This window comes from Brevundimonas sp. DS20 (assembly GCF_001310255.1).
In the GTDB taxonomy this organism is placed as follows: domain Bacteria; phylum Pseudomonadota; class Alphaproteobacteria; order Caulobacterales; family Caulobacteraceae; genus Brevundimonas; species Brevundimonas aurantiaca.
On the sequence record NZ_CP012897.1, the window covers coordinates 1,933,425 to 1,959,769 of the forward strand.

The following is a 26,345-nucleotide window of genomic DNA, read 5'->3' on the forward strand; positions in this document are numbered from 1 at the left end:
TGGACTAAGGAGTCGCGGAGCGTCCTGATTGCGCCAGGGCCGGAAAGTCTGTGAAGACGGCGTCCACCCCTGCCTCGGAGAAGGCGGCGGCGTAGCCGGCCATGTCGCCGTGGTCCGCAAAGCCTTCGCCCCGGCGCCGCTCGGCGGGCAGGAAGGCGTTCTCGGCCCTGAGGGTCCAGATCACCACCTTCAGCCCTGCGGCGTGGGCGTCGGCGACCAGGGCGCTCGGTCCGGTCGTCCGCCCGTCCGCGTCTCTCGGCAGGACCAGGGTCATGTCCGGCGCCGCCCAGTCGGCATAGGCGGCCATGGCCTTCAGCCCTTCCGGCGTGATCATCTGGGCATAGGTCAGGTCCGGCCGATCCACGGGCCCGCCCTCGGACGCGATCAACTGGGCCAGGGGCGCGTCGATCCGCCTCGACAGCCGCTCCAGCGGCCCGACCTCGAAACACTGGATGATGATCGGGGCGTCGGCGCCGGTCAGGTCCAGTCGTCTCAGCTCGGCTACAAAGGCGTCTTCCATCGGCAGGCCGATGCCGGCGAAATAGGTCGGGTGTTTCAACTCGGGCGCCACCGCTATGGTCCGGCCCGTCCGGGCCGAGGCCTCGCGGGCGATGGCTGCGACCTCGTCGAAGGTCAGGATCGCCTCCTGCCGGTCATAGGCGGCGCTGCCGGGGCGGAAGGTGGGCAGCCGTTCCTTGGCCCGCAGCGTCTTCAGCTCGGCCAGGGTGAAATCCTCGGTGAACCAGCCGGTGGTCGAGACGCCGTCGATGATCTTGGTGGTCTTGCGATCCGCGAACTCCGGCCGTTCGGCGACGTCGGTCGTGCCGCTGATCTCGTTCTCGTGCCGGTCGATGAAGACCCCGTCCTTGGACAGCACCAGATCCGGCTCGATGACGTCCGCCCCCTGTTCGATCGCCAGCAGATAGGCCGCACGCGTATGCTCGGGCCGTTCGCCCGAGGCGCCGCGGTGGGCGATGATCAGCGGCTGGGCCATGGCCGGCGTTCCGACAAGGAGGGCGAGGGCGGTGACGATGGCGCGGATCATGCCCCCTGGATAGGGGCGCGGCGCGACAAGGATATGAATGTCTCCTCCCCGCGCAGCGGGGAGGGGGGCCTCGAAGCGGTGGAGGGTTCTTGACGCCCCACCGGCCGCTGGTGATGCGGCAAGAGCCCCTTCGTCACGGCGCTGAAGAAGCGCCGCGCCACTTCCCCGCAAGCGGGGAAGAGACAGAAGCGAGCCTCAGGACGCCTGCAACACCTTGCGCAGTTGCGGATGCAGTTCGGTGTTCGACGCCAGGATCGACGCGCCCGTCTTGGGATCGCCGTCGTTCTCGATGGTCGTGACCCGGCCCCCGGCCTCGGTGACGAACAGTATGCCGGCCGCCACGTCCCAGGGCTTCAGATTGCGCTCATAGTAGGCGTCATATCGGCCGGCGGCGACCCAGGCGAAGTCCAGGGCGGCCGAGCCCAGGCGGCGGATGCCGGCGACCCGCTGGCCGACGGCGTGGATGTCCTTGATGGCCTGGGCGTGACCCGACTTGCCGATGAAGGGCAGGCCGGTGGCGATCAGGCTTTCCGACAGGTCACGACGCCCGGAGACTCGGATTCGCTGGTCGTTCAGATAGCAGCCCTTGCCCTTTTCGGCCCAGAACAGCTCGTTCATGACGGGGTTGTAGGTGACGCCGGCGACGATCTCGCTGGACCCGTCCGGGGCGCGCCGCTCCAGCCCCACCGTGATGGCGAAGTGGGGCAGGGCGTGCATGAAGTTGGTGGTGCCGTCGATCGGATCGACGATCCAGGTGTGGGACTTGTCGGTCCCCTCGACCAGGCCGCGTTCCTCGCCCAGGAAGCCGTAGCCGGGGCGGGCCTTCATCAGCAGCTCGTAAAGGGTGTCCTCAGCCTTCAGGTCGGCGGCCGTGACGAAGTCGCCAGGCCCCTTGCGCGACACTTGCAACTGGGACACCTCGCCGAAGTCGCGAAGCATCGGACGGGCGGTCTTGCGGACCGCGTCGGTCATGACCTGAAGCAGGGCGGAGGCGAGGGCCATTGTGGAATCTCCTGGTCCGCATGTCCTCTAAAGCCGCTCAGGGCCGGAGATGCGGAGAAGTTCAAGGGGGACGTGGAAGGCGTCGGGAAGTGCTAGTGAATAGTGCTAGTGAGCGGAAGCCGTGCGGAGCGCCTTGCCCCGCCGGCCCCTCTGCTCACTAGCACTATTCACCAGCACCTGTCGGAGTTCAGTCCGCGCGGCGGACGTATTCGCCGCTGGTCGTGTCGACGACGATCTTCTCGCCGGCCGACATATAGGGCGGGATCATGATCCGCACGCCGTTCGAGGCGATGGCGGGCTTGTAGGAGGACGAGGCCGTCTGACCCTTCACGGTCGGCTCGGTCTCGGCGACTTCCAGCACGACCTGATCGGGCAGTTCCAGGCCGATCGGACGCTCTTCGTGCATCTCGATGACGACCTTCATGCCCTCTTGCAGATAGGGGATGCGCTCGTCGCCGACCCAGTCCTTCTGCAGCTCGATCTGCTCATAGGTGGCGTCATCCATGAAGACCAGGCTGTCGCCGTTGTCGAACAGATAGGAAAAGTCCTTCTGCTCCAGGGTCACGCGCTCGACCTTGTCTTCCGAGCGGAAGCGTTCGTTCAGCTTGTTGCCGGTCTCGAGGTTCTTGGCTTCGACGTTGGCGAAGGCGCCGCCCTTGCCGGGCTTGACGTGGCTGGCCTTGGTGACGACCCACAGGCCGCCGTTGTGTTGCAGGACCATGCCGGGCTTGATGGCGTTGCCGTTGATCTTCATGGGGTCACATCGGGAATGGGGTTGCGCCCGCGCGCCCAGGTTGGAGCGTGGCGAATAGGGCGCGATCCCTAGAGGAAGCCCCCGAAAAGGGCAAGGCGGACCTAGTGGAGGGTCCGCTCGTTCATCTGATCCGCTTTCCGATGAAGGAAGTTGCCCACCCGAACGCCGCCGCCTGTCGGGGCGGCCATCTTGCCGGCGCCCTCGTCCAGTTTGCGGGCCTCATGGGCGAAGGCGGCAGCGAGACCGGCTGACGACATGGCGGCGGCCACCTGTTTCCACATCGTGGAGGGGCGCAACCCCAGCCAGACCGCGTTGACCGTCTGGGCCGCGACCCAAAGCCCCATGGCGCGCGTCCTTTCGGGCCGATGCGGCGCGTTCCAGACCCGCACCGCCGACAGGGTCGTGGCCGAAAACACCGCCGGCAGAATCAGGCTGAAGGCGCCGCGCGGCTTCTCCGTAATGGGCAGATCGCCGTCGCGCACATGTTTCAGCTTTCGTTTGGGGGTGAATGCGCCTGACGCTATGCCCGTCGCCAGCAGGGCGAACCCCACCGTCAGCGCCACCCCTACGGCCACATGCGCCGCGCTCCGCCCCTCGCTGTTCAACAGATCCACGGCCGCGTCGCGCACGTCGTCGATGGCGTCGTCGATATCCGTCATGGTCCGCTCCCGCTTGTCAGGAAAATCTAATGGGCGGACGGGGCGCCGGTTCCGTCAGACCTCGTCCGGTTCGACCGGTTCTGTCTCGCGCGGATCGAAATCATAGTCCAGCAGATCGCCGGGCCGGCACTCCAGCACCGCGCACAGCCGCGCCAGGGTGCTGAACCTTATGCCCTTCACCTTGCCGGACCGAAACAGCGAGAACTGGGTCTCGCTGAGGCCCACCTGGGCGGCGACGTCGCGCGCCTTCAGGCCCTTGCGAACCATCAGATCATTCAGGGTGACGCGAACCGGCATTCAGATCATCTCGTCCATCTCGGCCTGTATTCGGCCGGCGTGGTCGATGACGCGCCCCAACAGGAACAGGGCGCCGCCGATCATGCCCAGAGTCATGCCGGCGATGTCGAAATAGGCGAAGCCGCCCTGGGTAAGACCCAACAGCCGCATCAGGTTGGTGACGCCAAAGACGCTGAGCACTCCGCCAAGGCCAAGCGCCAACCCCACGCGACGCAGGGCGGACGATAAGGTCGGCTGGATCAAACGCCCCTTCGCCAACTGCCCCATCGCCGACCCGATCGACCAGACGGCGAAAAGGTAGAATAGGGCGGGCAGGGCCCAAAGGACTTGTTCAACCAGCAGCCGGACCGGGCGATCTCCCTGCGCCAGGAAGAAGGCGACCGGCGCCAGGGCCAGCAAGCCGCCGACGCTGACGACCATGAAGATCGCAAGCGCGCGGAACTGCCGGCACATCAGCCGAAAGCGGGCGAGGTTGTCAGCGGTCATGGGCCTTGCTCCGAGTTGAAACCTGTCTTGTTTTTAATCTTGACTTAAAAATCCGAGGGCCGCAACTCTATCTAAGAGTTAAAGATCGGGCGGAGCATGGCGGCTATAGAGACTGAGGGACTGACCCGTCTTTTCGGGGATCGTCGGGCGGTGGACGGCGTGTCCATGACCGTGCCGGATCATTCGGTCTATGGCGTCCTGGGCCGCAACGGCGCTGGCAAGACCACGACGATGAAGATGCTGACCGGCCTGCTGCGGCCCTCATCGGGCGTGGCTCGGGTTTGCGGCGTCGATGTCGTCAAGGACCGCAGAGGCGCGGCCCGCAAGATCGGGGCCCTGCTGGAGGCGCACGGCTTCTATGGCCATCTGTCGGGACGAGAGAATCTGGACCTGACCCGGCGACTTCTGGGCCTGGCGACGACTGAGGTCGATCGCGTGCTGGACGTCGTCGATATGACGCGCGACGGCGGACGGCGCGTCGGCGACTATTCCCTGGGCATGCGCCAGAGGCTCGGCATCGCCCGCGCCCTGCTGGGTTCCCCGCCGGTGCTCATGCTGGACGAACCGACGAACGGGTTGGACCCCGACGGCATCGCCGACATGCGTCATTTCCTGCGGGAACTGCCGATCCGCGCGGGGGCGACGGTCCTGCTGTCCAGCCACCTGCTCGGCGAGATCGAACAGACCGCCACCCATGTCGGCGTAATCCATCAGGGTCGGCTGGTGGTCGAGGGCGAACTGGCCCGGCTTAAGGCCGAACTGGCGCCAGAGATCGGGCTGCGTGTCGATGACCCGGCACGCGCCCGCGCCGTGTTGCGTTCGCGCGATCTGACCCTGAGCGACGACGCCGATGGGCTGGTGGCGCAGCTGCGTCCCGGCGACGATCATGACCAGGTCTGCGCGGCTTTGAACCGCGATCTGGTTGCGGCCGGCGTAGCCGTCTTCTCTATCGGCTCGCGCGCGCCCTCGCTCGAGGGCGTCTATCGCGCCGCCTCCGCCGTCTCCCGAAGACCCGTCTCGGAGCCCGTCTGATGTTGACCGTTCTGTCTGTAGAAGTCCGGAAGCTGAACCGTTCTTTGGCTCTGGTGCTTGCGGCGACAGCGCCCGCCCTGATCGCCGTCTTCGTCTTCTCGATGCTGCTTCGGTCCAAGACGCCGTCGGAGTGGGACATGTGGATCGGCAGCGGCATGGCGATCTGGGCCTATTTCATGATGCCGCTTTGCGTCGCGGCCCTGACCGCTCTGGTCGCGCACATGGAGCACGGCCCGCGAAGCTGGGATCATTTGCGCGCCCTGCCTGTTCCCCGCTGGACCCTCTACGCGGCAAAGGCGGTCTGCGTGATCGCTCTCGTGCTGATCATGAGCGCGGCGGTGCTGGGCGCGACCATAGGGGCGGTGGCGCTGGGCGGCCTGATCAAGCCGGAGGCCGCGGCTATGGGCGCGCTCGATTTGACGGGCTACGCCTGGTCGATGGCGCGGATGGCGGCGGCCGCCCTGCTGATGATCGCCATACAGTTTTGGACCGCCATCCGTTTCGCCAGCTTTGTGCCGGGCTTGGCCTTGGGCATAGGGGGAACCTTCTTCGCCGTCGTGGCCACATCCGCCAGGCAAGGGGTGTTCATGCCGTGGCAGATGCCCGTCAACATCCTGGCGACCGAGGCCTGGCGGGTGCAGACCGCATTGACGCTGGGCGGTGGTCTGGGCCTTGCCGTGCTCGCGGCGGCGGTGCTGCACCTGGCCCGCCGCTAGGGACGCTAGAGCATGATCGTTTCGGACGGAACCGCTTCGCGGTTCCGACAGAAGCGTGAATCATGCTCTCGCTTTAATCTGGAGCCTGATTCACGGCTTCAGCGGAATCGCGAAGCGATTCCACTTCAACCGATCAGGCTCTAAGAGCCTCAGCCGCCCGTCGCGGCGCTGTCGGTGACGATCTCCTTCATGGCCGACTGCAGATAGTTCTGTGCGCCCATCAGTTCGATCAGCTTGTGCTGGTTTTCGAGGAAGTCGATGTGCTCCTCGGTGTCGGACAAAATCTTCATCAGCAGGTCACGGCTGACGTAGTCGCGGGCCTCTTCGCACTGGGTCACGGCGGCGGCGGTGGCGACACGACTGTCCAGCTCCAGCTGCAGGTCGGCGCCCAGACATTCGATCGGATCCTCGCCGACCTTGAGCTTGTGCAGATCCTGCAGATTCGGCAGGCCGTCCAGGAAGAGGATGCGTTTGATCAGCATGTCGGCGTGCTTCATCTCGCCGATCGATTCCTCGTAGATCACGTGGCCGAGGTGGGCCAAGCCCCAGCTCTCGAACATGCGCGCGTGAAGGAAATACTGATTGACCGCCGTCAGTTCGTTAGTCAGCACAGCGTTCAGTGTGCGGAGGATTGCGGGATCGCCCTTCATGGTCCTGTCCTTGCTCTGGAGACGACCCCTGCGCCGCCTGTCAGGCCGTGCCGTACCACAGTAAAAGCCAGTTTGTTTGTTTGCGAGTTTTTATCACTACATTGATAGTGCGAGTGATTTTCGCCCGCGAAGGCTTCAGCGACTATTCGGCGGCGAGGGCGAAGGCTTCGCGGCTGTCCTGGATCATCTGCCGCATCTCACAGACGCATTTGGCGCACTGGGCCTGACACTGGTGGCGCTCGAAAATGTCGCGCGGACGGCTGGCGCCAGCCTCGATGGCTTGAGCGACGTCTCTTTGACGCAGACCGTTGCAGTTGCAGACGTACACGAGGATCCATGCGGTCGAGGCTGATAATGGTTCGCTATAGCATCCGTTAAGGCGATTGCAAGTCGTTCGCACGCATTGCGCCGTCTGATACCGTTGACGAATGGTCGCAGGAGAGGGAAGCAGCGCCATGGCCAAGTCCCCCACCGTTCCCGCCCGTCCGCCCTGCCGCCTCTATCTGATCACCCCGCCGGTGATTCCGGATCTGGACGCCTTTGCGAACCTGTTGGGTCAGGCGTTGGACGCCGGCGACGTGGCGGCGCTGCAAATCCGGCTCAAGCCGGCCGACGACGCCGCGGTCCGGGCGGCGGTCGCGGCGCTGGCGCCCGTCGCGCGTCGCCGCGGCGTGGCCGTTCTGTTGAACGACCGCCCGGATTTGGCCAAGGAGACCGGATGCGATGGCGTGCACATCGGCCAGCAGGACGCTTCTCTGGCCGAGGCTCGGCGCATCATGGGACCCGACGCCATGATCGGCGTCACCTGTCACGACGACCGTGAGCTGGCTTGGGACGCCGCAGAGGGCGGAGCCGACTATGTCGCCTTCGGCGCCTTCTATCCGACCGGCACCAAGACCACGACGCACCGGCCGGAGTTGGAGCTTCTGACCGTCTGGCAGGAAACGGTCGAGGCGCCCTGTGTCGCCATCGGCGGGATCACGGTGGACACGGCCCAGGACCTCGCCCGCGCGGGGGCCGATTTCATCGCCGTCAGCAGCGGCGTCTGGTCCTATGCCCAGGGGCCGGCGGCGGCGGTCAAGGCTTTCAACGAAAGGTTGAAGTTCTGAACCGCGCCCTGCTTCAGGGTATTTTAGCATGATCGGCGTCTAATCTTCGGCGGATCCATTCGCCGAGACCCTTTACATGACGATGAGCCGCGCGCTCGACATCGCAACCGCAGCCCCTGCGTCGGCAGCCGGCCTAGGCCGCAGCAAGGCGGCCAGTGATCTGTTCGCCCACCCCGTCGTGCCCGTCTTGACCGGCGTGGCGGTGGCCTTGCTGGTCGCCGTGGCGGTCAATTTTGCGCGCAGCTCCGGCCTGGTGGTCGGCCTGTGGGCCGCCAGCGGCGTGGCGGTTGCGGTCTGGCTGAGGACCGGCAGCGGACGCCGTCACGACATGGTCTTCGCCCTGGTTCTGACCGTCAGCCTCATGATCGGCGAGTTGATCTCGGGAAACAGTCCGGCGCTGTCGTTGCTGTTCACTGCCGGCAATCTGATCGAGATCGGGGCGGCTGTGTTTCTGGTGCGTCGAGTTTTGCCGAGCCTGCACATTCTCAGTCTGGGCAGCACCGTCCGCTTTCTGCTCTGCGCCCTGATCGCCCCTGTCCCCGCAGGCCTGGCGGTGGCCTTTGCCCTGCCGCATCTGGGTCAGGAGGCGTCGCTGGAGAGTTTCAAGACCTGGTGGTTCGGCCATGCCCTGGGCATAGCGGTGATCGGGGCTCTGGGACTTTCATTGACCCGTTCCACTCTGACCCGCCTGAACCGCTCTCAGACGCGATTTGAGGCGGCGGGCCTGATGACCGCCATTCTGGCCTTCTACTACATCGGCTTCACCGGACAGATGTCCATGGGCTTCATCATGACGCCGCTGCTGCTGGCGGTGGCGGTGCGTCTGGGTGTGGCGGGCTCGGCCTTCAGCCTTCTGATCGTCTCGATCCTGGCGGTGGGCAGCGCCATGGCCGGCGCCGGCCCCTATGTCGCCGGAATGGCGCGCGCCGAACAGGTGCTGATAGCGCAGCTGCTGGTTCTCATCGGCTATATGCCGACCCTTCTGGTGGCCGCCCTTCTGGAAGAACGAGATCGGCTGGCCGAGCGAGCGCGTCTGGGACAGGTCCGGGCCGAAATGACCTCCGAAGCCAAGTCTCGCCTGCTGGCCAATGTCGCGCACGAGATCAAAAGCCCAGTGGCGGGCGTCATCGGCATCGGCCAACTCTGGTCAAGCGGGCAACTGGGGCCGGTGACGCCGAAACAGGCGGAGATGGCGGACATGCTGGTCAAGACGGCCCGACAGGTCGAGGCCCTGGCGCACGATCTGCTGGACGTGGCGCGCGCCGAATCCGGCTCGGTCAAGGTCGAACTGCGCCCGACCGACGTGGTGGGCGTGCTCGATGACGTCCGGCGCAGTGCGGTGCTGTTGCCCGAGGCTCAGGGCGTGGAGATCACCGTCGTCTGCGAGGACGGCCACGCGGTGGCTGTGGCGGACTCCCAACGACTGGTTCAGGTCGTGACCAACCTGGCGGTCAATGCGCTCAAATACGGCGGTGCGGGCGGCGGCGTGATCCTGCGAGCGATCCAGCAGGAGGATTGCGTTCGCATCGAGGTGTCCGACTTCGGCCCCGGCCTGTCCGAGGAGAAGCAGGCGCAGCTGTTTGAGCCCTTCAACCGTCTGGGGCTGGAACGATCCAGCGTGGAAGGCCACGGCGTCGGCCTGGCCCTGGCCAAGCGGCTGGTTGAGCTTCAAGGCGGCGCCATAGGCGTGGTGTCGGCGCCGGGCGAGGGCGCGACCTTCTGGATCGAGCTGCCGCGCGCCTGACGGGGCCTTGCGGTTCAGCCTGCGGCGCGTAAAGGTCGCGCCATGTTCGCTCTCGCTCTCGCCGCCACGCTTCTGTCCGGTCAAGAAGCGTCGTCCGCACCGCGCTCGCCGTCGGATCTGACGCGGGATTTGAACAGCGGTCCGCCCTTCAAACCGACGACCGCATCTCAACCCCAGCCGCCGGCGACCTCTTCTCAAACCGGGGCGGCGCCGATTCAGTCGGGGGCGTCGTCTGTGACGCGCGACCTCAACAGCCTGTCGGCGGGGCGTGCGCCGGCCGCCGCGCCCGCGCCCGCGACGCCCTCCGCAACGTCCGCTGCGATCGGGGCCGAGCCCTCGGCTGCGGCGCCGACCTCTCCGGCGGTGCGACCGGCGATCACGCCGCCACCACGGCCGACGCCCGCGACGACGCCCGCCGTCACGTCGCCGGCCGCGCCGACCTCTTCGGCGACCAGCGCTGCGCCGTCGGCGAACCCTGTCGGCTTGTCAGGCCTGGACGCCGCCGCTATCGCCGCCTTGCCCTTCACCCTTGAGCTGCCGCAGAGCCTGATCCTGACCCGCGCCCCGGCGGGCGCCGACGCCGCCGTCTATTCGGTTCGGGCCGCCGGGGGGCTTCCCCTCGTCATGATCTATGTGGGTCCGGCGTCGCAATTCCCCATTTACGACGGCGAGGTGGTGCGGGCCGGAGGGCGCGCCTCGGTCGTGGTCAGCGAAGGCGGGCGACGTCAGGCGCTGGAGCACCTGTTCCAGCGGCCGTCCGCGCCCCAGGAAATCCATATCTGGGTGGCGAGTGTGGACGACGCCGCCCGCGACTTGGCCGAGAGGATTGCGCAGTCGGTGGACGCCCGCTGACGTCCTGGGGTCAGTTTTCCGACCAGACCGCCATCTCCGTCCCGGCAGGATCGGCGAAGTGGAAGCGACGACCGCCCGGAAAGGCGTAGATTGGCTTCAGGATCACGCCGCCGGCCGTCTCGACCTTGGCCTGCATGGCCTCCAGGTCGTCCGCGTAAAGAACGGGTAGAGGCGTCCTGGTTCGTTCCGCCTCGTCGGCGTCGAAACCGCCGTCCAGCCCCTGGTCGAAGGCAGCGTAGGTCGGGCCGTAATCGACAAAGGTCCAGCCGAAGGCCTGACTGTAGAATCCCTTGGTCCTGGGCAGGTCTGCAGCGGGCAGTTCGAGGTAGTCCAGCTTTCCGTCTTCACGCACGGTTGATCTCCTGTAGTGCGGCGCCACCGACGAACCCGTCTTGCACACCGCTCAGATGCGCGCAAACCTGCAAACGGTTCGCAGTTGCAGGAGTCGGCGATGATCGTGATGACGACGGGTCTAACCGGCCTGATGGCGCTCATGCGGCAGGACGAGAAGCCGAAGGACAGAGCGAACGGCGACGCCTGTCAGCCGTCCAGCCTGCGGCCGAGTACGATCACCTCCTGCCGCTCCAGGCCCAGTCGCTGATAAAAGCCCATAGCCGCTTCGTTATCGCTGCGGACCATGAGCTGAAGTTTGGGGGCGCCTCTAACCATCAGCCAGTCTTCCGCCGCCGCCATCAGGCTGCGCCCCAAGCCGGTGCGGCGACGCCCAGGATCAACCGCCAAATAATAGACCCAGCCGCGATGGCCGTCGAAGCCCACCATGATGGTCCCGCCTATTCCCGCGTCGTCCGCCGCGACCAGAACGGCGGAGGTCGCGCCGCCCTTCGCCAGAGTCAGGTCCGCAACCGGGTCGTTCCATGGGCGCGTGAGGCCGCAGGCTGTCCAAAGTGCGATGACCGCCTCGTCTTCCCCTTTGCGGATGGGTCGGATGTCCGTCATCCGACCTGGGCGCGGTGCCGCAGGAGGGCGTCGGCCAGGACGCAAGCGGCCATGGCCTCGACCACCGGCACGGCGCGCAGGGCGACGCACGGGTCGTGCCGGCCCTTGGTGCGCAGGTCGGCCTCCTCGCCGTCACGGGTGATGGTCTGGCGCGGCGTCAGGATCGAGGAGGTGGGTTTGAACGCCACCCGCGCCGTGACCGGCTGTCCTGTGGAGATGCCGCCCAGCACTCCGCCCGCATGGTTCGACAGGAAGACCGGCTGCTTGTTCAGGTCCAGCCTCATCTGGTCGGCGTTGTCCTCTCCCGACAATTCCGCCGCTCCAAAGCCGGCGCCGATCTCCACGCCCTTGGCGGCGTTGATCGACATCAGGGCGGCGGCCAGTTCGGAATCCAGCTTGCCGTAGAGCGGCGCGCCCCAGCCGGCAGGCACGCCGGTCACCTCCAGGGCGACGACGGCGCCGATCGACGAGCCGGCCTTGCGGACCTCGTCCAGATAGGCCTCCCATTCCGCAACGACCGCGCTGGAGGCGGCGAACAGCGGGTTGCCATGCACGGCGTCGAAATCAATGGCTTCCGGTGCGATCCGGTGCGGGCCGATCTGCACCACGCCGGCGCGGATCTTGACGCCGTCGCCCAGCACCTTGCGCGCCACGGCTCCCGCCGCCACCCGGCTGGCTGTCTCGCGCGCCGACGAGCGCCCGCCGCCCCGCGGATCGCGAACGCCGTATTTGGTCTGATAGGTGAAGTCGGCATGGCCGGGACGATAGGCCCGCGCGATCTCGCCATAATCTTTGGATCTCTGGTCCTCGTTTTGGATCAGGATCGAGATGGGCGTGCCGGTCGTGACCGGGCCCCCGCCGTCGTCGAACACGCCCGACAGAATCTGCGCGGTGTCGCTTTCGCGCCTCTGGGTCACGAAGCGCGAATCGCCGGGCTTTCTCTGGTCAAGCCAAGGCTGAAGATCGGCCTCGGTCAGAGGGATCAGTGGCGGGCAGCCGTCCACGACGCAGCCGATGGCCGGGCCGTGGCTTTCGCCCCAGGTGGTCACGCGGAACAGATGGCCGAAGGTGTTGTGCGACATAGGGCGACGCTTAGAGCATGACGGCGCCCGGCGAAACCGTCACGCCGGGTTCGCGAAGTGCTTTGCGCCCTCAGGCCGCCAGCCGTTCCGGCGTCCAGGCTCGGGTGAACTGCGCCAGCAGGTCTTCGGCCGGGGACCGCGTTTCGGACGACGGGGTCAAGGTCACGAACAGATGGCCCGGAGGGCGGGATCCGCGCGCCGGCAGTCCCAGGTTTTTCAGCCGAATGCGGACCGGCGCCGCACGGTCGGGCGTGATCCAGGCGGAGCGTGTCCCGGCGTGGGTGTCGATCTCGACCCGGCCGCCTTCCTGCAACAGGCGCTGAGGCGTCGGCCAACTCATGAACAGATCGTCGCCCAGGACCGACAGGCCATCCTGGGGGCGGATCAGCACCGCCAGGAGAAGGTCCGCCCCGTCGGCCGCCCCGCCGCGCAGTCGCAACGTCTCTCCGGTTCGAAGGCCCGGCGGCGCCGCGACCCGGATCGTGCGTGCACCCAGCCGCAAATCAATCTTGGCGCCCGCGACCGCCTGCAAGGGGCTGAGGCTGAGCACAGGCGGGACGGCGGGCCGGTCCGGCGTCCCCGGCGCGACGTCGCCCGGCCTGTAGGCCTGGACCAGGCGATAGGCGGCGATGACTCTGCGAAACCGATCGGCGTCTCCGCCAGGCTGGTCGGGCCGCGCCGCCTTCACCGCCGCGCGGAAGGCCGCCTTCAGCGATTCAGCGTCGGCGGCGTCCTGAAGCCCCAAGGTGGAAAGGGCGTCACGAACCGCATCGGCGTCTGATCGGGAATGAGAAGGGCTCATTTCGCTACCGTTCGCGCCTTAGGGTCAACGCCGGGTTAACCAGCTTGATCTGGACGGCGGGGAGGGGGGATTTGATCCCGATCATTTTCATCGGCTCCTTCACAGTCTAAATCCTGCGCATGACCGCACCAGTGATCCCGCCCAGTCCGTCGCGAGAGGAATACGCTCGCGACTACGCCGCCGCCCTGGCCGCCAACGGCGACGAAAGCCTGTTCGACCGCACCGAACCGATCGGTCCCTTCATCGAGTGGCTCGCTGAGGCGCGCGCGCATGAGGTCAATGATTCCAACGCCATGACCCTGTCCACCGTGGACGCCGACGGCATGCCGGACGCGCGGATCGTGTTGTTGAAGGACGTCGATGCGCGCGGCTTCACCTTCTATTCGAACCGCGAAAGCGCCAAGGGCGTCGAACTGGCGGCGCGGCCGGTCGCCGCCTTGACCTTTCACTGGAAGTCGCTGCGCCGTCAGGTGCGGGTGCGAGGCTCAGTCGAACCGGTGACGCCTCAGGAGGCCGACGACTATTTCGCCAGCCGGGCCCGCGAGAGCCGCATCGGCGCCTGGGCCTCGGACCAGTCGCGACCGCTGGACGATCGCCAGACCCTGGAGGCGGCCGTCGCGCGCGAGACTGCGCGTTTTGAGGACCTGGATGTGCCGCGTCCTGAGCGGTGGAGCGGCTGGCGGGTGACGCCCCATGTCGTCGAATTCTGGCGCGACCGGCCGTTCCGCCTGCATGACCGGCTGCGCTTCACCCGCGACGGCGACGCCTGGCTGCGACAGCGCCTTTGGCCCTAGGTCGTTCTGCGGGACTGAATCGGTTCGCACAGGGATATTTGCACGGGCGCGCGCGTTAAAGTCGCTTCGTCACGGCCAAGGTTCTCTATGCGTCTGCTGTCGCTGCTGTTCGCGTCCCTCGTTCTGGCGGCCTGCGCCGTCCATCCGGGCAAGGTCCTCTCCATTAAGTTTGCGCCGGACGCTCGCCCGGTTCTCGCCGCCACCGAGGCCGGGACGGTTCGGGGCGTAGAGGGCGCGGGCGCGCGGGCGTTTCTGGGCGTGCCCTTCGCGCGCCCGCCCGTCGGCGAACTGCGCTGGCGGGCGCCTCAGCCCGTTGAAGGCTGGAGCGGGGTGCGCGACGCCACCCGCATAGGGTCCGACTGCACCCAGGCTATAGGGCGCAAGGCGATATTGGGCGGCGGGGGCGGTCTGGTGGTCGGGTCAGAGGATTGCCTCTACCTCAACATCTACGCCCCGGCCGGCGAACCGCAGCGGCGCCGGCCTGTCATGGTCTATATACCGGGCGGCGCCTTCACCGTGGGCTCGGGCGCCAACTACGATCCGTCGCGGCTGGCGGTGGATCAGGACCGGGTGGTCGTCACTTTGAACTACCGGCTGGGGGCCCTCGGCTGGCTGGCGCATCCTCAGTTCCAGGCTGAGGGTGAGGGGTTCGGCGGCAACTTCGGCCTGATGGATCAGTTGGCGGCGCTGAAATGGGTGAACCGCAACGTCGCCGCCTTCGGCGGAGACCCGGCCAATGTCACCCTGTTCACGGAAAGCGCCGGCGCCTGGGCCGCCTGTTATCTGATGACCTCGCCCCAGGCCGAGGGTCTCTATCAGAGGATGATCCTGCAAAGCGGCGGCTGTCTGGAGCCCTCGTCTCTGGTCAGCGCTGAAGAGGCCGCCGCCTCCGGCCCGCTCTTCGCCCGGCGTTTGGGCTGCACCGGCGCCGATCAGATCGCCTGCCTGAAGGCCTTGCCCGCCTGGCGTCTGTCGCGGGCGCCGTCAGTTCGGGCGGGCATCAACGGCCCAGGGTCGTGGGGACCGGTGCACACCGATGCGACCGTGCCTGAAAACCCCGCCCTGGCTATCGACCAGGGGCGGTTCACCCGCGTGCCCGTCATCGTCGGGACCAATCTGGACGAGGGGCGTCTGTTCGCCAATGAAGTCAAGGACATGGACCGCTACCAGAAGGAGACGCTGTGGATGTACGGCGATGTCGGTCCCCGCGTGCTGGACCGCTATCCGGTCGGCCCGGATGGCCCGGCCTATGCCATAGCCGCCAACTTCACCGACCAGAGGTTCGCCTGTCCGTCCCAGGCCCTGCGGCGTCAGCTGTCGCGCTATACGCCAGTCTGGGGATATGAGTTCGCCGATCGCGACGCCCCATTCGTCCTGCCCGACGGGATCGTGGGCCTGGACCTGGGCGCTTATCACGCCAGCGAACTGGCCTATGTCTTCGGGACCAGTTGGATCTTCGCCGACGTCGACCGGTTCACGCCAGAGCAGAAGGCGTTGTCGCACCGCATGCAGGGCCTGTGGGCCGGGTTCGGACAGCAGGATTTCGGCGCTGAATGGCCCCGTGTGGCGGGCGCGGGGCCGGTTCGGGTGTTTACGGCCCAGGGCGATCGACTGGATGACGCCTTCTTCGCTCGTCACAACTGCGACTTCTGGGACGGGACGCCCTTCGGCGCCGTCCACTAGGTCCAGCACCTAGACGAAGCGGACGGTCACGCCCGGCTTGACCTTGTCGGCCAGGGTCCAGGCGTCCCAATTGGTCAGGCGAACGCAGCCGTGCGACGCGGTCTTGCCGACCAGATGTGGATCCGGCGTGCCGTGGATGCCGTAGCTGGGCTTGTTCAGATCGATCCAGACCACGCCCACAGGATTGTTGGGCCCGGGGGCCACGACCACCTTGCGATCCAGATCGCCATAGCTGAGCTTTGACGGGTCGTAGACATAGTCGGGATTGCGGGCGACGCCGTTGACCTTGACCGTGCCCGTCGGGGTGGGATTGTCCCGACTGCCGATCGTCGCCGGGAAATAGGCGAGCAGCGTCCCGTCCGCGCCATAGGCCCGCACCGCGCCTTGGGCCTTGTCCACCTCAATTCTTTCGACATCCGCAGCCAAGGGCGTCGTATTGATCGCGGGAACCAGCAACTTCTGGCCTGGGCGGTTGAAGTCTGCCGTAGGGTTCAGGGCCCTCAGCAGGTCCTCGGTCACATGAAAGCGCTCGGCCAGTGCTTCGACGATATTGGCGTAGCCCATAGACGGCGCCCGGCCCTGGGCCTCCAGCTCGGTCGGGACTATGCCGAGATAGGAAGCCGAAACGTCCTGTTGGGTTATCTCATAGGTAGAGGTCACGGCGCCCTGGCTGGCGGCGCGCAACCGCCCCATGACCTCGGCGTCGAGGCGGCCGTTGACGGGCAGACCCTGGACCTTCTGAAAGGCGGAGACGGCCTGACGCATGTTGGACCCTTCCAAACCGTCGATGGCGCCTGGCGAGAAGCGGGCGCGTTGCAACAGCACTTGGGCGCGGATCAGGGCGGGGTCCGGTTGCGGTCGAGCCGCAGGGCTCGCACCTTCACCCTCGGTCGACGGCGGGGAATAGGCGGTGTTCTCGATGGCGTCGCGCGACAGACGGCCCTGCGCCCCGACTTGGGCGGTCTGCTCTGCGGGGGCGGCGGGCGGCCGGTCGTCGTTGGGATCGCAGGCGGCGACAGCCAGGCCCGCGACGGTCAGGGCGGCGACGGTTGGCGCCAGGACAATGAAACGAGGGGGCATGAATAATCCTGGAAGGTCGGGGGACGATGGCTGCGGGGTCAGTTCGCTTCCCCTGTCGCCGGGTCCGTCGCCGTCTTTCCTGAATTGCTGGAGCCTTCGGCGCCCTTTGGCTCCGTCGCCGGGCGCGGCGGCTCGCCGTCGGAGTCCGGGCGCAGGTTTTCATTCTCGACTTTGCGGTCATCGGGGCGGGTGTCGGTCATCGGCTTCATTTCCAAGGAGACGCGGGGCGTCCGAGACGGAGCCAACGCATCCGGAGCGCCACGGCTCCCTCCTCATGCGTCAACAGACGTTCACCATGCCGGTGAACCCTAACGAAACAGGAGATTGGTTAGGAGGCGTGATGGAACGGACCTCGCCTGTCGAGGTCGCACGAGGGCGTCATGGCGGAAACGCTGCAGGTCGAGATCATGAAGGCGGAGGCGATGGATCCCGCCGCGGTCGACCTGTGGCGGCGGTGGACCTTAACCAACCCCGCCCTGGCCAGCCCCTATTTCCGGTGGGAATTCACTGAGATCGCCGCCCGCGTCTGCCCGGGCGCCGCCGTCGCCGTGTTTCGGCGGGGCGAGCGGATTGTGGGTTTCTTTCCCCACCAGAGGCGCGGCGGCGCGGTGCAGCCGCTGGGCGCCCCGATGAACGACTACCACGGCGTCATCGCCGCCGAGGACGAGATGCTCAGTCTGGAGGCGGTCGCCGGCGTGCTGAACCCGCGAAGGCTTAATGTGCCGAGCTGGGTGGGGCCCGCCCAAGCGGGTCAGGCGCGCGGGACGGTCCAGGTCGCCATGTCGGAGCCCGGTTACGAGGCCTGGTACGCCGAGCGTCGATCGACCTACGGCAAGTATTTCAAGGACAAGGAGCGCGCCCGCCGCAGTCTTGAGGCCGAGCTTGGGCCGATCCGCGTCGAAGCGGGCCTGCGCGACCCGGTTCTCCTGGACCGTCTGATCGCCCTAAAGGCGGCCCAGTACCGTCGATCCGGTCTGCACGACATCTTCGCCTGCGGATGGACACGCGACCTGCTGCACGCCCTGATGCTGGCCCGGCACGAAGACTTCGGCGCCTCGATGGCCGTCATGCACGCCGGCGACAGCCTGGTGGCGCTGGAGTTCTCGCTCCACGCCGGCCGTCATTACCACTTCTGGTTCCCGGCCTATGAGCCGCGGCTGGCGCGGTGTTCGCCCGGCATTCTGTTGAGCATGGACACGATGCGGCTGGCGGCGACGGACGGCTTCCGCGTCTTCGACTTCGGTTTCGAAGGCGAGGGGTACAAGAAGTATTTCGTCAATGCGCGCCAGACGGTGCGGGAGGCGGTGGTGATCCGGCCCGGCCTGGGCCGGAGCCTAGGCGAGGCGGCCGTGGCCGCCCTGGGCGGAGCCGGAGGACGGGGGCAGGCCCTGCGCAACTCTCTGCGTCGCCGCTGGTCCACCATCGAGGCCTGCGAAGCCTCCTCCCTTGGCCAGTTGCGCGGCGCCGCCTTCGCCCTTCGGTCCGCCGTGAGCAAGGCGGCGGCCAAGCGCAAAGGCCCGGCCCGCGTGGCCCACGTCTAAGCGAAGCCGAGGAAGGCCGATGAACGAACGACGCACCCGCTACCCCGGTCCGATCTCAGAGGCGGCGGACCACCCGCACACACTGGTCGATCAGGGGTTCGCCGAGGATGCGGTCCTGGCGACGGTGCTGGATCGCTATCCCGCCGAACTGTTCGACATCAACCTGTATGACTATGACGAGGCGGGGCAGGTCAGTCTGCGGACCGGCGCGCGAGGGCGGCTGTCCGGCGAGGCCCTGCTGGAGGCCATCAAACAGGGCCGGCTGTGGGTCAATTTGCGGAGCTTGGAGACCGGCTGGCCAGAGCTTTGGGCCGCCGCCATGGACGAATTTCGCAAGATCCAGGCGACCTACCCCGGTCTTAGAGCCGTTCGGAACGCTGGTCAGCTGATTCTGTCGTCGCCCAAGGCGCGGGTGCCCTATCATTTCGACGCGGCAGGGGTGGTCCTGTTCCACATGCGGGGGCGCAAGCGGATCTACGTCTATCCCGGCGACGAACGGCGGTTGCCGGAACGGAACATGGAACAGGTGGTCGCCCGCCAGACGACCGAGGAACTGCCCTATGACCTGGCCTTCGAGCGAGAGGCGCAGATCATCGATCTGGAGCCGGGCCGGGCGCTGACCTGGCCTCTGTATGCGCCGCACAGGGTTGAGAATCTGGATCGGTTCTGCGTCAGCCTGTCGATGGACTTCCAGACCTGGCCGTCGCGTTTCCGAAACGGAGCCCTGTTCACCAACGCCGTCCTTCGCAGCCGCGGCGGACGCCCGCGTTGCACCGACGCCATGGGGACGCCCGAGCTGGCGGCCCGCTGGGCGGCCTCTCTGGCCCTTAAGCGCGCCGGATTGTTGAAGAGCCGGATCGCCCATTTCGAACGCGACTTCGAACCGCAGATCGGCGCCGCCGACGGAGCGGGAGAGATCCGGGCCTGAGGCGGGGCCAGGTTAATTCGGGTTCATGACCTGAAGTTAAAATGACTTCGGTCGCCCGGGCGATCACCCTTCTCCCATAGTCAGGGAAAGGGAGCTCTCATGAAGACCGTTCTGATCGCCGCCGCCGCATTGGCCGCCTGCGCCGCAGCCGCGCCGGCGTCGGCCGCCGAGGTCGAAATCCGCAACGCTGTCGCGCGCGTCGTCGTCATCGTCGAAGACCGCCAGGACGTCGCAGTGGAGGTGACGCAGGGACGCTCCCGGCTGCCCGCGCTTCAGGTCCGTCGTCAGGGACGGGACGTCCGCATCGACGGCGGCCTGCGTCGCACCGGGATGTGGGGCGGGGACATCCGCAACTGCAACGCCGGGCGTGCGGGCGCCGCCCAACCTGGCGAAGGCGCCAGTGTTGAGGTGCGCAACCTGGGCCGCGTCCGTCTGGAAGACGCGCCGCTGATCGTGTTGCGCACCCCGCGTGATGTGGACGTTAGCGCGGAGGGCGCTGTTTTCGGCGCCGTGGGACGCGGCGCGCGTTCGGTCGAACTGGACAGCGGCGGGTGCGGCTCGTGGACGGTGGCCAATGTCGACGGCGCCTTGGAACTGAGCGTCGGCGGCTCAGGCTCGATCCGAGCCGGCGCTTCACGCAGCTTGGAAGCCAATGTGGGCGGTTCAGGCTCCGTCGCGGCGGGCGCGACCGGAAATCTGAAGACCAGCGTCGGGGGCACGGGCCGGGTCGATGTGGCGGCCGTCTCGGGCCAGGGGGATATTTCGATCGGCGGGTCGGGCGGCGTGACCGTGCGCCAGGGCCGTCTGGACAAGCTGTCGGTGTCGATCGGCGGGTCAGGCGAGGTTCACTACGGAGGGACGACCCGCGACCTCAACGCGGCGATAGCGGGGTCCGGCAGCGTCTATGTCGCGGCGGTGACCGGCTCGATCTCCCGGTCAATCGTCGGCTCAGGCTCTGTCCGAATCGGACGCTGACATCCGCTTCTCGCCGCTGGAAGGCTCCGGTCGTGGAACCCTGGATCTTCCGCAATGGGACGGCGGCGATGAAAAAGCCCCGGCGGATCGCTCCGCCGGGGCCCTTTTTTTAGTCAGCAGACAGGCTGGTTTAGAAGACGCTCAGGAGGCTCGTGATCGACGAGACGCCCAGGCCGGCGCCGGCGCGGTCACGCGCTTGCAGGCCGCCGCCGAAGCTGTAGCGCAGACCCAGCGACCAGGTGTCGACGTCCAGCGAGTCGATGTCGGCGCGGGTGTAGGAAGCGCCGACCGAGAACGGGGTGTTCTCGATTTCGTACTCGGCGCCAACGCCGTAGGTCCAGGCGTCCACGTCGCCGCCGGCGACATCGACGTTGTTGTAGCTGACGCCGGCGTTCAGGCGCAGGTTCGGCATCACGTAGAAGGCGGCGTCGCCGCCGACGGTCCAGATGTCGGCGTCTGCGTCATCGGCCGTGGTGTAGGCCACCAGGCCGGTCAGGGTCGCGTTGGACAGGTACTTCTGGGCCTCGGCGCCGACGGTCCAGACCGGCTCATCGCCCGAGCCGATGCCGTTGGCGGCGACGAAGGCGCCCGCGCGGACGTCCGAGGTCCACATCTTGGTCAGGTGGGCGGCGGCGACGCCGGTGACGTCTTCTTCACCGAAGGCCTTGGTGTAGTCGACGGCGCCGTTCAGGGTCACGGTCCAGTCGGCGGCCGGCAGGGCGACCGTGCCGTCCACGGTCCAGACGTCGGCGTCGACATCGTTGCCGGCGACTTCGATCGAGGGGTTGGAATAGGTCACGCCGACCGAGCCGACGGCGTCTTGGGCGAAGGCCGGGGCGGCGAACAGGGCGGCGGCGGCCGTGGCGAGGAGGATCGTCTTCATTTTGTTTTGTCCTTAGCAGTCTCGACCCGGATGGGGGTCCGGGGAGGGCGGCTGCTATCAGGCGCGGACGAAGCTGAGCATTAAATCGTCGTTACGTAAGTGTCTTGAAACTGTCGTGTGGCCCATCTGCCACGCCTTGTGGTCACAATGTGTCAGGGGTGCGCGCATCTCGGGGCAAAGGGTTAAGATCAGCCAATCCTATAATCATATAAGCATGTCTTTATATGCATTGACGGCGACGAAAATGTGGGGTCATCTTGATGTGTCGTGGTCTCCGCGCGCCTTTCAGTGCGTGGAGCTAAGAGGGAAGCCGGTGTGAAACCGGCGCTGCCCCCGCAACTGTAAGCGGCGAGTCGAGGGTCCATCTAGTGTCACTGGCGTTCACGCCGGGAAGGCCGGACCCGAGGCGTCGACCCGTGAGCCAGGAGACCTGCCCCGACAGATAACGTCCTCCGGCGGGGTGTCCGGTCAGGCCGCATGCGCGCCGCCGGACCCTGCACGTCCGCGTCGGCGTCAGCGCGACCCTGTCCGAAGCCTGGCCACAACACAGGTTTCGAACGTCATGACCCGCCACACCGTCCAGGTCGCCATCCTCGGCTTTCCCCGCATCGGCCCCAAGAGAGAACTGAAGACCGCGCTTGAGGCCTATTGGGCCGGCAAGACCGACGCCGAGACCCTCCTGTCCACAGCCGCCGAGCTGCGCGCCCTGACCTGGGCGCGCCAGCGCGACCTGGGGGCCGACGTCGTGCCGTCCAACGACTTCTCTCTCTATGATCATGTGCTCGACCTGACGGCCATGGTGGGCGCCGTGCCGGCCGCCTACGGCTGGAGCGGGGAGCGCGTCGATCTGGCGACCTATTTCGCCATGGCCCGTGGATCGCGAGGCGACAGCCAGCCGTGTGCGCACGGCCATGTCCATGCGAGCGGCGAGGGGACGCCGGCCATGGAGATGACCAAATGGTTCGACACCAACTACCATTATCTCGCGCCGGAGTTCACCTTCGATCAGGTGTTCCGTCTCGGCTCGACCAAGGCGCTGGACGAATATCTGGAGGCGAAAGCGCTGGGGATCGAGACCCGGCCGGTGCTGCTGGGGCCTGTCTCTTATCTTCTGCTGGGCAAGGCACGGGGCGAGCCGTTTGACGTTCTCGGCCTGCTGCCGCGCCTGCTGCCCGTCTATGCCGAGGTGCTTCGGTCCTTGGCCCGCGCCGGCGCCACCTGGGTCCAGATGGACGAGCCTTGCCTGGTCACCGATCTGAGCGATGAGGCGAGGGCGGCTTATGATCACGCCTATCGGGTGCTGACCGATGTGACGCCGCCGATCAAGCTGATGCTGACCACCTATTTCGGCGGGCTCGGGGATAATCTGGAGACCGTGCTGCGTCTGCCGGTTCACGGACTGCACATCGACCTGATCCGAGCGCCGGAGCAGTTGGCCCAGGTCGCGTCTGCAGCGCGCGTGGATCAGGTGCTTTCGCTTGGCGTCATCGACGGCCGCAACGTCTGGAAGGCGGACCTCAACGCCGCGCTGGACAAGGTGGAGCCCCTGGTCGCGGCCGGGCGCAGGGTGGTGATCGCCCCGTCCTGCTCTTTGCTGCACACCCCGATTGATCTGGAGCGGGAGACCGGGCTAGACCCCGAGATCAAGGACTGGCTGGCCTTCGCCGTGCAGAAGGTGGCCGAGTTGGCCACCCTGGCGCGGGCGTTGAATGAAGGCCGCGCGGCGGTGAGGGCGGCGCTCGACGCCTCGACCGCCTCGGTCGCCTCACGTCGCACTTCGCCGCGCATCAACGACCCGAAGGTCCAGGCGCGAGCCGCCGACGCCGACCCCGCCCTGGCGCTCAGAAAATCCTGCTTTGAAATTCGTCGCCAGGTTCAGCGGGGGCGTCTGAATCTGCCCGCCTATCCGACCACCACCATAGGCTCTTTTCCTCAGACGACTGAGATCCGAAAGGCGCGCGCTGATCACGGGCGAGGCGTCATCGACGATGCGGCCTACGCCCGCTTGCTGCGCGACGAGACCGCGCGAACGGTCAAATGGCAGGAGGCGCTCGGCCTGGATGTCCTGGTCCACGGCGAGTTCGAGCGCAACGACATGGTCCAGTACTTCGGCGAGCACTTGTCCGGCTTCGTCTTCACAAAGGCCGCCTGGGTGCAGTCCTACGGTTCGCGCTGCGTGCGCCCGCCCATCCTCTATGGCGACGTCGCGCGGCCGAGGCCGATGACGGTCGAATGGTGGCGCTATGCGCAGGGGCTGACCAACAGACCGGTGAAAGGCATGCTGACAGGCCCCGTCACGATTCTGAACTGGTCCTTCGTGCGCGACGACCAGCCGCGCAGCACGACCTGCCGCCAGATCGCCTTCGCCATCCGCGATGAGGTGATCGACCTGGAGGCCGCCGGCGCCGCCGTCATCCAGATCGACGAGGCCGCCCTGCGCGAGGGCCTGCCCCTGCGGCGCGCCGACTGGGACGACTATCTGGAATGGGCGGTCGAAAGCTTCCGCATCACGGCCTCGGGGGTGCGAGACGAAACCCAGATCCACACCCATATGTGCTATTCGGAGTTCAACGACATCATTCAGGCGATCGGAGCCATGGACGCCGACGTCATCTCCATCGAGACCTCGCGGTCCAGGATGGAGCTGCTCGACGCCTTCTCCGACTACCGCTATCCGGCCGAGATCGGGCCGGGCGTCTATGACATCCACTCGCCGCGCGTCCCCACGGTCGAGGCGATGACCGCCCTGCTGAAGGCGGCGGCGCGCAGGCTGCCGCAGGACCGGCTTTGGGTGAATCCGGATTGCGGGCTGAAGACGCGGGCTTGGCCCGAGACTGAGGCGGCGCTCGCCAATATGGTGACGGCGGCGCGGCTCATGAGGGCGGGGGAGGCGGCGGCGGCCTGATCATTTGCGGCCGGCGGAGGCGGTGTTCGACCGTCCTCCGACCGGCGTGGAAAATCCTGTCGCCGCTCTCGGTTCCGCGCTTGACGAAATCGGAATCGCTAGGCATAAGCCGCCACTCTTGTTGGACCGGCTGTGCATCCCCGGATGCAGACGCGGTTCGCAGGAACGACCTGAGACCCTGTTCTTTGCAGTGACCCAGGACTTTAACGGCCTTCGCAGGCGACTGCGTGGGCCGATCGTTTTTGCGGATTTGCGTACCCTGAGGGCCTAGCGCCCGAAGGCCTTCGGTCTTTGAAATGGTTCACAGGGACGCGGTCCTCCGACCGCATTGGAAGTAAGCACCGATATGGATCAAAGCATCCGCATCAGGCTCAAGGCCTTTGATCACCGCGTCCTCGATTTTTCGACGCGCGAGATCGTCAATACCGCCAAGCGCACCGGCGCCACTGTCCGTGGTCCGATTCCGCTGCCGACCCTGATCGAAAAGTTCACCGTGAACCGCTCTCCGCACGTCGATAAGAAGTCGCGTGAGCAGTTTGAAATCCGCACGCACAAGCGCGTGCTCGACATCGTCGACCCCACCCCGCAGACCGTGGACGCGCTCATGAAGCTCGACCTGTCCGCCGGCGTGGACGTCGAGATCAAGATTTAAGTAGAAAGAGGCGGGATCCGATGCGCACGGGCGTGATCGCCAAGAAGCTGGGCATGACCCGCGTGTTCGCCGATGACGGCGCGCACGTTCCGGTCACTGTGCTGCAGCTCGACGGCTGCCAAGTCGTCGGCCAACGTACCCAGGAGCGTGACGGCTACGTCGCTCTCCAGCTGGGCGCTGGCGCGAAGAAGGCTAAGAACACCAACAAGGCTCAACGCGAGACCTTCGCCAAGGCGGAAGTCGAACCGAAGGCCTATGTGACCGAGTTCCGCGTCGATGCGGACGGTCTGCTGGACGTGGGCGCCGAACTGTCGGCCGACCACTTCGTGGCGGGCCAGAAGGTCGACATCCAGGGCGAGACCATCGGTAAGGGTTTCGCCGGCGCCATGAAGCGCTGGAACTTCGGCGGTCTGCGCGCCACGCACGGCGTGTCGCTGTCGCACCGTTCGCACGGTTCGACGGGTAACCGTCAGGATCCGGGCCGCACCTTCCCCGGCAAGAAGATGGCCGGTCACTACGGCGCCGAAACCGTCACCACCCAGAACCTGACCGTCGTCCGCGTGGACGCCGAGCGTGGCCTGATCCTGATCAAGGGCGCTGTGCCCGGTCATGACGGCGCCTACGTCAAGGTTCGCGACGCCATCAAGAAGGCCCGTCCGGCCGACGCCCCGTTCCCGGGCGCCGTCAAGTCGGCGAAGGCTGCTGCTCAACCCGCTGAGACCCCGGCTGAAGAAGCCCCGGCCGTTGAAGCGACCGAAGGCGGTGAAGCGTAATGAAACTCTCGGTCATCAAACTCGACGGCAAGGCTGCCGGCGACGTGGAGCTCTCGGACGCCGTCTTCGGCATCTCCGAAATCCGCGGCGACATCCTGGCCCGCACCGTCAGCTGGCAGCTGGCCAAGCGCCGCGCCGGCACGCACAAGGTTCAAACCCGCAACGAGAACTCTCGTACGGGTAAGAAGATGTACAAGCAGAAGGGCACCGGCGGCGCTCGTCACGGTTCGCGCCGTGCGCCGCAGTTCGTCGGCGGCTCGCGCGCCTTCGGTCCGGTCGTTCGCGATCACGGCTTCTCCCTGCCGAAGAAGATCCGCGCCCTGGCTCTGCGTCACGCCCTGTCGTCCAAGGTGAAGTCGGGCGACCTGGTCGTCGTCGACACCGTCTCGGTCAAGGAGGCCAAGACGGCCGCCCTGCGCGAGACGCTGGGCAAGCTGGGCTGGACCAAGGCTCTGATCATCGCGGGTCCGGAAGTCGACGCCAACTTCGGTCTGGCCGCCCGCAACATCCCGCACATCGACGTGCTGCCGAACGCCGGCCTGAACGTCTATGACATCCTGCGGGCCGACAAGCTGGTGCTGACCAAGGCCGCCGTCGAGGCGATCGAAGCCCGCTTCAGCGATAAGGAAGCCGCGTAATGGCCGCTCAACCTACCGCCAAGCACTATGACACCATCCTGGCCCCGGTGATCACCGAAAAGGCCACGATCCTGTCCGAGCAGAACAAGGTCGTCTTCCGCGTCGCCGACACGGCGACCAAGGACGAGATCGCCGCTGCGGTCGAAAGCCTGTTCAAAGTCAACGTCGTCAAGGTCAACACCCTGGTCCAAAAGGGCAAGACCAAGCGCTTCCGGGGCATCCTCGGCCGTCGCGTCGACATCAAAAAAGCGATCGTGACCCTGGCCGACGGCCAGTCGATCGACGTCACCACGGGGCTCTGATCAG

31 protein-coding genes and 1 riboswitch are annotated in these 26,345 nt (G+C 66.7%); of the genes, 15 read left to right on the plus strand and 16 right to left on the minus strand.

The genetic code is table 11. The features are described 5' to 3' along the window. Positions 1-4: 4 nt before the first annotated feature. The 6 genes from JL11_RS09330 to JL11_RS09355 form a co-directional block, all read right to left on the minus strand. Positions 5-1,045 (minus strand): glycerophosphodiester phosphodiesterase, encoded by a 1,041-nt coding sequence (locus JL11_RS09330; protein WP_054765430.1) that lies wholly within the window; start codon positions 1,043-1,045, stop codon positions 5-7. 195 nt (positions 1,046-1,240) lie between these two features. Next, positions 1,241-2,047, minus strand: coding sequence for an inositol monophosphatase family protein (locus JL11_RS09335; RefSeq protein WP_054765431.1), 807 nt, complete (start codon positions 2,045-2,047; stop codon positions 1,241-1,243). 187 nt (positions 2,048-2,234) lie between these two features. Continuing rightward, positions 2,235-2,801: an elongation factor P gene (gene efp, locus JL11_RS09340; protein WP_054765432.1), complete on the minus strand. Its 567-nt coding sequence runs from the start codon at positions 2,799-2,801 to the stop codon at positions 2,235-2,237. Between the two features lie 101 nt (positions 2,802-2,902). Then, on the minus strand, positions 2,903-3,460 hold the full coding sequence (locus tag JL11_RS09345; protein ID WP_054765433.1) for a tryptophan-rich sensory protein: 558 nt from the start codon (positions 3,458-3,460) through the stop codon (positions 2,903-2,905). 54 nt (positions 3,461-3,514) lie between these two features. Continuing rightward, positions 3,515-3,757, minus strand: coding sequence for a helix-turn-helix domain-containing protein (locus JL11_RS09350; protein WP_054765434.1), 243 nt, complete (start codon positions 3,755-3,757; stop codon positions 3,515-3,517). Further along, on the minus strand, positions 3,758-4,243 hold the full coding sequence (locus JL11_RS09355; protein WP_054765435.1) for a hypothetical protein: 486 nt from the start codon (positions 4,241-4,243) through the stop codon (positions 3,758-3,760). It lies immediately after the preceding gene. A gap of 96 nt (positions 4,244-4,339) precedes the next feature. Here JL11_RS09355 and JL11_RS09360 point away from each other — a divergent pair, with 96 nt between their 5' ends. Continuing rightward, the gene (locus JL11_RS09360; protein ID WP_054765436.1) at positions 4,340-5,275 is read left to right on the plus strand and encodes an ABC transporter ATP-binding protein; all 936 of its coding nucleotides are present in this window, start codon (positions 4,340-4,342) and stop codon (positions 5,273-5,275) included. Beyond that, positions 5,275-5,991 (plus strand): ABC transporter permease, encoded by a 717-nt coding sequence (locus JL11_RS09365; protein WP_054765437.1) that lies wholly within the window; start codon positions 5,275-5,277, stop codon positions 5,989-5,991. The genes JL11_RS09360 and JL11_RS09365 overlap by 1 nt, the downstream gene beginning before the upstream one ends. 149 nt (positions 5,992-6,140) lie before the next feature. On the opposite strand, the gene bfr is transcribed toward JL11_RS09365, so the two are convergent. Together bfr and JL11_RS09375 are read right to left on the minus strand one after the other, a co-directional pair. Then, positions 6,141-6,641, minus strand: coding sequence for a bacterioferritin (gene bfr / locus JL11_RS09370; RefSeq protein WP_054765438.1), 501 nt, complete (start codon positions 6,639-6,641; stop codon positions 6,141-6,143). Positions 6,642-6,783: 142 nt separating this feature from the next. Further along, positions 6,784-6,969, minus strand: a complete 186-nt coding sequence (locus JL11_RS09375; protein ID WP_054765439.1) for a (2Fe-2S)-binding protein — start codon at positions 6,967-6,969, stop codon at positions 6,784-6,786. A gap of 127 nt (positions 6,970-7,096) precedes the next feature. Between JL11_RS09375 and thiE the strand changes: the two genes are divergently transcribed. Together thiE and JL11_RS09385 are read left to right on the plus strand one after the other, a co-directional pair. After that, positions 7,097-7,750 carry a thiamine phosphate synthase gene (thiE, locus tag JL11_RS09380; protein ID WP_054765440.1) on the plus strand — a complete coding sequence of 218 codons (654 nt, stop codon included), beginning with the start codon at positions 7,097-7,099 and terminating at the stop codon, positions 7,748-7,750. A 76-nt stretch (positions 7,751-7,826) separates the two neighbouring features. Then, positions 7,827-9,494 (plus strand): sensor histidine kinase, encoded by a 1,668-nt coding sequence (locus tag JL11_RS09385; RefSeq protein ID WP_054765441.1) that lies wholly within the window; start codon positions 7,827-7,829, stop codon positions 9,492-9,494. 215 nt (positions 9,495-9,709) lie between these two features. Here the strand turns inward: JL11_RS09385 and JL11_RS09390 are convergent, their stop codons facing one another. Beyond that, on the minus strand, positions 9,710-10,021 hold the full coding sequence (locus JL11_RS09390; RefSeq protein WP_152949935.1) for a hypothetical protein: 312 nt from the start codon (positions 10,019-10,021) through the stop codon (positions 9,710-9,712). Between JL11_RS09390 and JL11_RS09395 the strand changes: the two genes are divergently transcribed. Then, positions 10,011-10,346: a hypothetical protein gene (locus JL11_RS09395; RefSeq protein WP_152949937.1), complete on the plus strand. Its 336-nt coding sequence runs from the start codon at positions 10,011-10,013 to the stop codon at positions 10,344-10,346. The two genes, JL11_RS09390 and JL11_RS09395, sit on opposite strands and share 11 nt — an antisense overlap. A 10-nt stretch (positions 10,347-10,356) precedes the next feature. On the opposite strand, the gene JL11_RS09400 is transcribed toward JL11_RS09395, so the two are convergent. From JL11_RS09400 to JL11_RS09415, 4 genes are all read right to left on the minus strand, one after another. After that, positions 10,357-10,698: a VOC family protein gene (locus tag JL11_RS09400; RefSeq protein WP_054765444.1), complete on the minus strand. Its 342-nt coding sequence runs from the start codon at positions 10,696-10,698 to the stop codon at positions 10,357-10,359. Positions 10,699-10,886: 188 nt separating this feature from the next. Further along, complete coding sequence (locus JL11_RS09405) at positions 10,887-11,303, minus strand: GNAT family acetyltransferase (protein WP_054765445.1); 417 nt, start codon at positions 11,301-11,303, stop codon at positions 10,887-10,889. Further along, the gene (aroC, locus tag JL11_RS09410) at positions 11,300-12,385 is read right to left on the minus strand and encodes a chorismate synthase (protein ID WP_054765446.1); all 1,086 of its coding nucleotides are present in this window, start codon (positions 12,383-12,385) and stop codon (positions 11,300-11,302) included. The genes JL11_RS09405 and aroC overlap by 4 nt, the downstream gene beginning before the upstream one ends. A 70-nt stretch (positions 12,386-12,455) precedes the next feature. Further along, on the minus strand, positions 12,456-13,187 hold the full coding sequence (locus JL11_RS09415; RefSeq protein WP_054765447.1) for a DnaJ C-terminal domain-containing protein: 732 nt from the start codon (positions 13,185-13,187) through the stop codon (positions 12,456-12,458). Positions 13,188-13,306: 119 nt separating this feature from the next. Between JL11_RS09415 and pdxH the strand changes: the two genes are divergently transcribed. Together pdxH and JL11_RS09425 are read left to right on the plus strand one after the other, a co-directional pair. Further along, positions 13,307-13,981, plus strand: a complete 675-nt coding sequence (gene pdxH / locus JL11_RS09420; protein ID WP_054765448.1) for a pyridoxamine 5'-phosphate oxidase — start codon at positions 13,307-13,309, stop codon at positions 13,979-13,981. 87 nt (positions 13,982-14,068) lie between these two features. Then, positions 14,069-15,664 (plus strand): carboxylesterase/lipase family protein, encoded by a 1,596-nt coding sequence (locus tag JL11_RS09425; RefSeq protein WP_054765449.1) that lies wholly within the window; start codon positions 14,069-14,071, stop codon positions 15,662-15,664. 9 nt (positions 15,665-15,673) lie between these two features. On the opposite strand, the gene JL11_RS09430 is transcribed toward JL11_RS09425, so the two are convergent. Continuing rightward, positions 15,674-16,744, minus strand: coding sequence for a L,D-transpeptidase family protein (locus JL11_RS09430; protein WP_054765450.1), 1,071 nt, complete (start codon positions 16,742-16,744; stop codon positions 15,674-15,676). 38 nt (positions 16,745-16,782) lie between these two features. Continuing rightward, positions 16,783-16,944, minus strand: a complete 162-nt coding sequence (locus JL11_RS17710) for a hypothetical protein (protein ID WP_191555498.1) — start codon at positions 16,942-16,944, stop codon at positions 16,783-16,785. A 180-nt stretch (positions 16,945-17,124) separates the two neighbouring features. On the opposite strand from JL11_RS17710, the gene JL11_RS09435 reads away from it, so the two are divergent. From JL11_RS09435 to JL11_RS09445, 3 genes are all read left to right on the plus strand, one after another. Further along, positions 17,125-18,285: a GNAT family N-acetyltransferase gene (locus JL11_RS09435; RefSeq protein ID WP_054765451.1), complete on the plus strand. Its 1,161-nt coding sequence runs from the start codon at positions 17,125-17,127 to the stop codon at positions 18,283-18,285. A gap of 19 nt (positions 18,286-18,304) precedes the next feature. Then, the gene (locus JL11_RS09440; protein WP_054765452.1) at positions 18,305-19,213 is read left to right on the plus strand and encodes a hypothetical protein; all 909 of its coding nucleotides are present in this window, start codon (positions 18,305-18,307) and stop codon (positions 19,211-19,213) included. 99 nt (positions 19,214-19,312) lie between these two features. Continuing rightward, entirely contained in the window at positions 19,313-20,188 is an 876-nt protein-coding gene (locus JL11_RS09445; RefSeq protein ID WP_054765453.1) for a GIN domain-containing protein, read from the plus strand. A 130-nt stretch (positions 20,189-20,318) separates the two neighbouring features. On the opposite strand, the gene JL11_RS09450 is transcribed toward JL11_RS09445, so the two are convergent. Next, the gene (locus tag JL11_RS09450) at positions 20,319-21,071 is read right to left on the minus strand and encodes a porin (RefSeq protein WP_054765454.1); all 753 of its coding nucleotides are present in this window, start codon (positions 21,069-21,071) and stop codon (positions 20,319-20,321) included. A 251-nt stretch (positions 21,072-21,322) separates the two neighbouring features. Next, positions 21,323-21,523: riboswitch (cobalamin riboswitch) on the plus strand. 110 nt (positions 21,524-21,633) lie between these two features. Here JL11_RS09450 and metE point away from each other — a divergent pair. The 5 genes from metE (at position 21,634) to JL11_RS09475 (ending at position 26,341) form a co-directional block, all read left to right on the plus strand. Further along, positions 21,634-23,976: a 5-methyltetrahydropteroyltriglutamate--homocysteine S-methyltransferase gene (gene metE, locus JL11_RS09455; protein WP_054765455.1), complete on the plus strand. Its 2,343-nt coding sequence runs from the start codon at positions 21,634-21,636 to the stop codon at positions 23,974-23,976. Positions 23,977-24,322: 346 nt separating this feature from the next. Further along, a complete protein-coding gene (gene rpsJ / locus JL11_RS09460) occupies positions 24,323-24,628 on the plus strand; it encodes a 30S ribosomal protein S10 (RefSeq protein WP_003164367.1) in 306 nt (101 codons plus the stop codon). A 20-nt stretch (positions 24,629-24,648) separates the two neighbouring features. Further along, entirely contained in the window at positions 24,649-25,401 is a 753-nt protein-coding gene (gene rplC / locus JL11_RS09465; protein ID WP_054765456.1) for a 50S ribosomal protein L3, read from the plus strand. Then, complete coding sequence (gene rplD, locus JL11_RS09470; RefSeq protein ID WP_054765457.1) at positions 25,401-26,039, plus strand: 50S ribosomal protein L4; 639 nt, start codon at positions 25,401-25,403, stop codon at positions 26,037-26,039. The genes rplC and rplD overlap by 1 nt, the downstream gene beginning before the upstream one ends. After that, the gene (locus tag JL11_RS09475; RefSeq protein WP_054765458.1) at positions 26,039-26,341 is read left to right on the plus strand and encodes a 50S ribosomal protein L23; all 303 of its coding nucleotides are present in this window, start codon (positions 26,039-26,041) and stop codon (positions 26,339-26,341) included. The genes rplD and JL11_RS09475 overlap by 1 nt, the downstream gene beginning before the upstream one ends. The last annotated feature ends 4 nt before the right edge of the window (positions 26,342-26,345 follow it).

What these genes read in the sequence shown, in the direction of transcription:
- JL11_RS09385 (WP_054765441.1), top strand. Translation starts at nt 7,827, where the DNA reads ATGACGATGAGCCGCGCGCTCGACATCGCAACCGCAGCCCCTGCGTCG.
- rplC (WP_054765456.1), top strand. Translation starts at nt 24,649, where the DNA reads ATGCGCACGGGCGTGATCGCCAAGAAGCTGGGCATGACCCGCGTGTTC.
- JL11_RS09430 (WP_054765450.1), bottom strand. Translation starts at nt 16,744, where the DNA reads ATGCCCCCTCGTTTCATTGTCCTGGCGCCAACCGTCGCCGCCCTGACC.
- JL11_RS09435 (WP_054765451.1), top strand. Translation starts at nt 17,125, where the DNA reads ATGGCGGAAACGCTGCAGGTCGAGATCATGAAGGCGGAGGCGATGGAT.
- rpsJ (WP_003164367.1), top strand. Translation starts at nt 24,323, where the DNA reads ATGGATCAAAGCATCCGCATCAGGCTCAAGGCCTTTGATCACCGCGTC.
- JL11_RS09415 (WP_054765447.1), bottom strand. Translation starts at nt 13,187, where the DNA reads ATGAGCCCTTCTCATTCCCGATCAGACGCCGATGCGGTTCGTGACGCC.
- JL11_RS17710 (WP_191555498.1), bottom strand. Translation starts at nt 16,944, where the DNA reads ATGACCGACACCCGCCCCGATGACCGCAAAGTCGAGAATGAAAACCTG.
- JL11_RS09445 (WP_054765453.1), top strand. Translation starts at nt 19,313, where the DNA reads ATGAAGACCGTTCTGATCGCCGCCGCCGCATTGGCCGCCTGCGCCGCA.
- JL11_RS09425 (WP_054765449.1), top strand. Translation starts at nt 14,069, where the DNA reads ATGCGTCTGCTGTCGCTGCTGTTCGCGTCCCTCGTTCTGGCGGCCTGC.
- pdxH (WP_054765448.1), top strand. Translation starts at nt 13,307, where the DNA reads ATGACCGCACCAGTGATCCCGCCCAGTCCGTCGCGAGAGGAATACGCT.
- JL11_RS09440 (WP_054765452.1), top strand. Translation starts at nt 18,305, where the DNA reads ATGAACGAACGACGCACCCGCTACCCCGGTCCGATCTCAGAGGCGGCG.
- JL11_RS09475 (WP_054765458.1), top strand. Translation starts at nt 26,039, where the DNA reads ATGGCCGCTCAACCTACCGCCAAGCACTATGACACCATCCTGGCCCCG.
- rplD (WP_054765457.1), top strand. Translation starts at nt 25,401, where the DNA reads ATGAAACTCTCGGTCATCAAACTCGACGGCAAGGCTGCCGGCGACGTG.
- efp (WP_054765432.1), bottom strand. Translation starts at nt 2,801, where the DNA reads ATGAAGATCAACGGCAACGCCATCAAGCCCGGCATGGTCCTGCAACAC.
- JL11_RS09335 (WP_054765431.1), bottom strand. Translation starts at nt 2,047, where the DNA reads ATGGCCCTCGCCTCCGCCCTGCTTCAGGTCATGACCGACGCGGTCCGC.
- JL11_RS09330 (WP_054765430.1), bottom strand. Translation starts at nt 1,045, where the DNA reads ATGATCCGCGCCATCGTCACCGCCCTCGCCCTCCTTGTCGGAACGCCG.
- JL11_RS09365 (WP_054765437.1), top strand. Translation starts at nt 5,275, where the DNA reads ATGTTGACCGTTCTGTCTGTAGAAGTCCGGAAGCTGAACCGTTCTTTG.
- aroC (WP_054765446.1), bottom strand. Translation starts at nt 12,385, where the DNA reads ATGTCGCACAACACCTTCGGCCATCTGTTCCGCGTGACCACCTGGGGC.
- metE (WP_054765455.1), top strand. Translation starts at nt 21,634, where the DNA reads ATGACCCGCCACACCGTCCAGGTCGCCATCCTCGGCTTTCCCCGCATC.
- JL11_RS09405 (WP_054765445.1), bottom strand. Translation starts at nt 11,303, where the DNA reads ATGACGGACATCCGACCCATCCGCAAAGGGGAAGACGAGGCGGTCATC.
- JL11_RS09345 (WP_054765433.1), bottom strand. Translation starts at nt 3,460, where the DNA reads ATGACGGATATCGACGACGCCATCGACGACGTGCGCGACGCGGCCGTG.
- JL11_RS09355 (WP_054765435.1), bottom strand. Translation starts at nt 4,243, where the DNA reads ATGACCGCTGACAACCTCGCCCGCTTTCGGCTGATGTGCCGGCAGTTC.
- bfr (WP_054765438.1), bottom strand. Translation starts at nt 6,641, where the DNA reads ATGAAGGGCGATCCCGCAATCCTCCGCACACTGAACGCTGTGCTGACT.
- JL11_RS09450 (WP_054765454.1), bottom strand. Translation starts at nt 21,071, where the DNA reads ATGAAGACGATCCTCCTCGCCACGGCCGCCGCCGCCCTGTTCGCCGCC.
- JL11_RS09360 (WP_054765436.1), top strand. Translation starts at nt 4,340, where the DNA reads ATGGCGGCTATAGAGACTGAGGGACTGACCCGTCTTTTCGGGGATCGT.
- thiE (WP_054765440.1), top strand. Translation starts at nt 7,097, where the DNA reads ATGGCCAAGTCCCCCACCGTTCCCGCCCGTCCGCCCTGCCGCCTCTAT.
- JL11_RS09350 (WP_054765434.1), bottom strand. Translation starts at nt 3,757, where the DNA reads ATGCCGGTTCGCGTCACCCTGAATGATCTGATGGTTCGCAAGGGCCTG.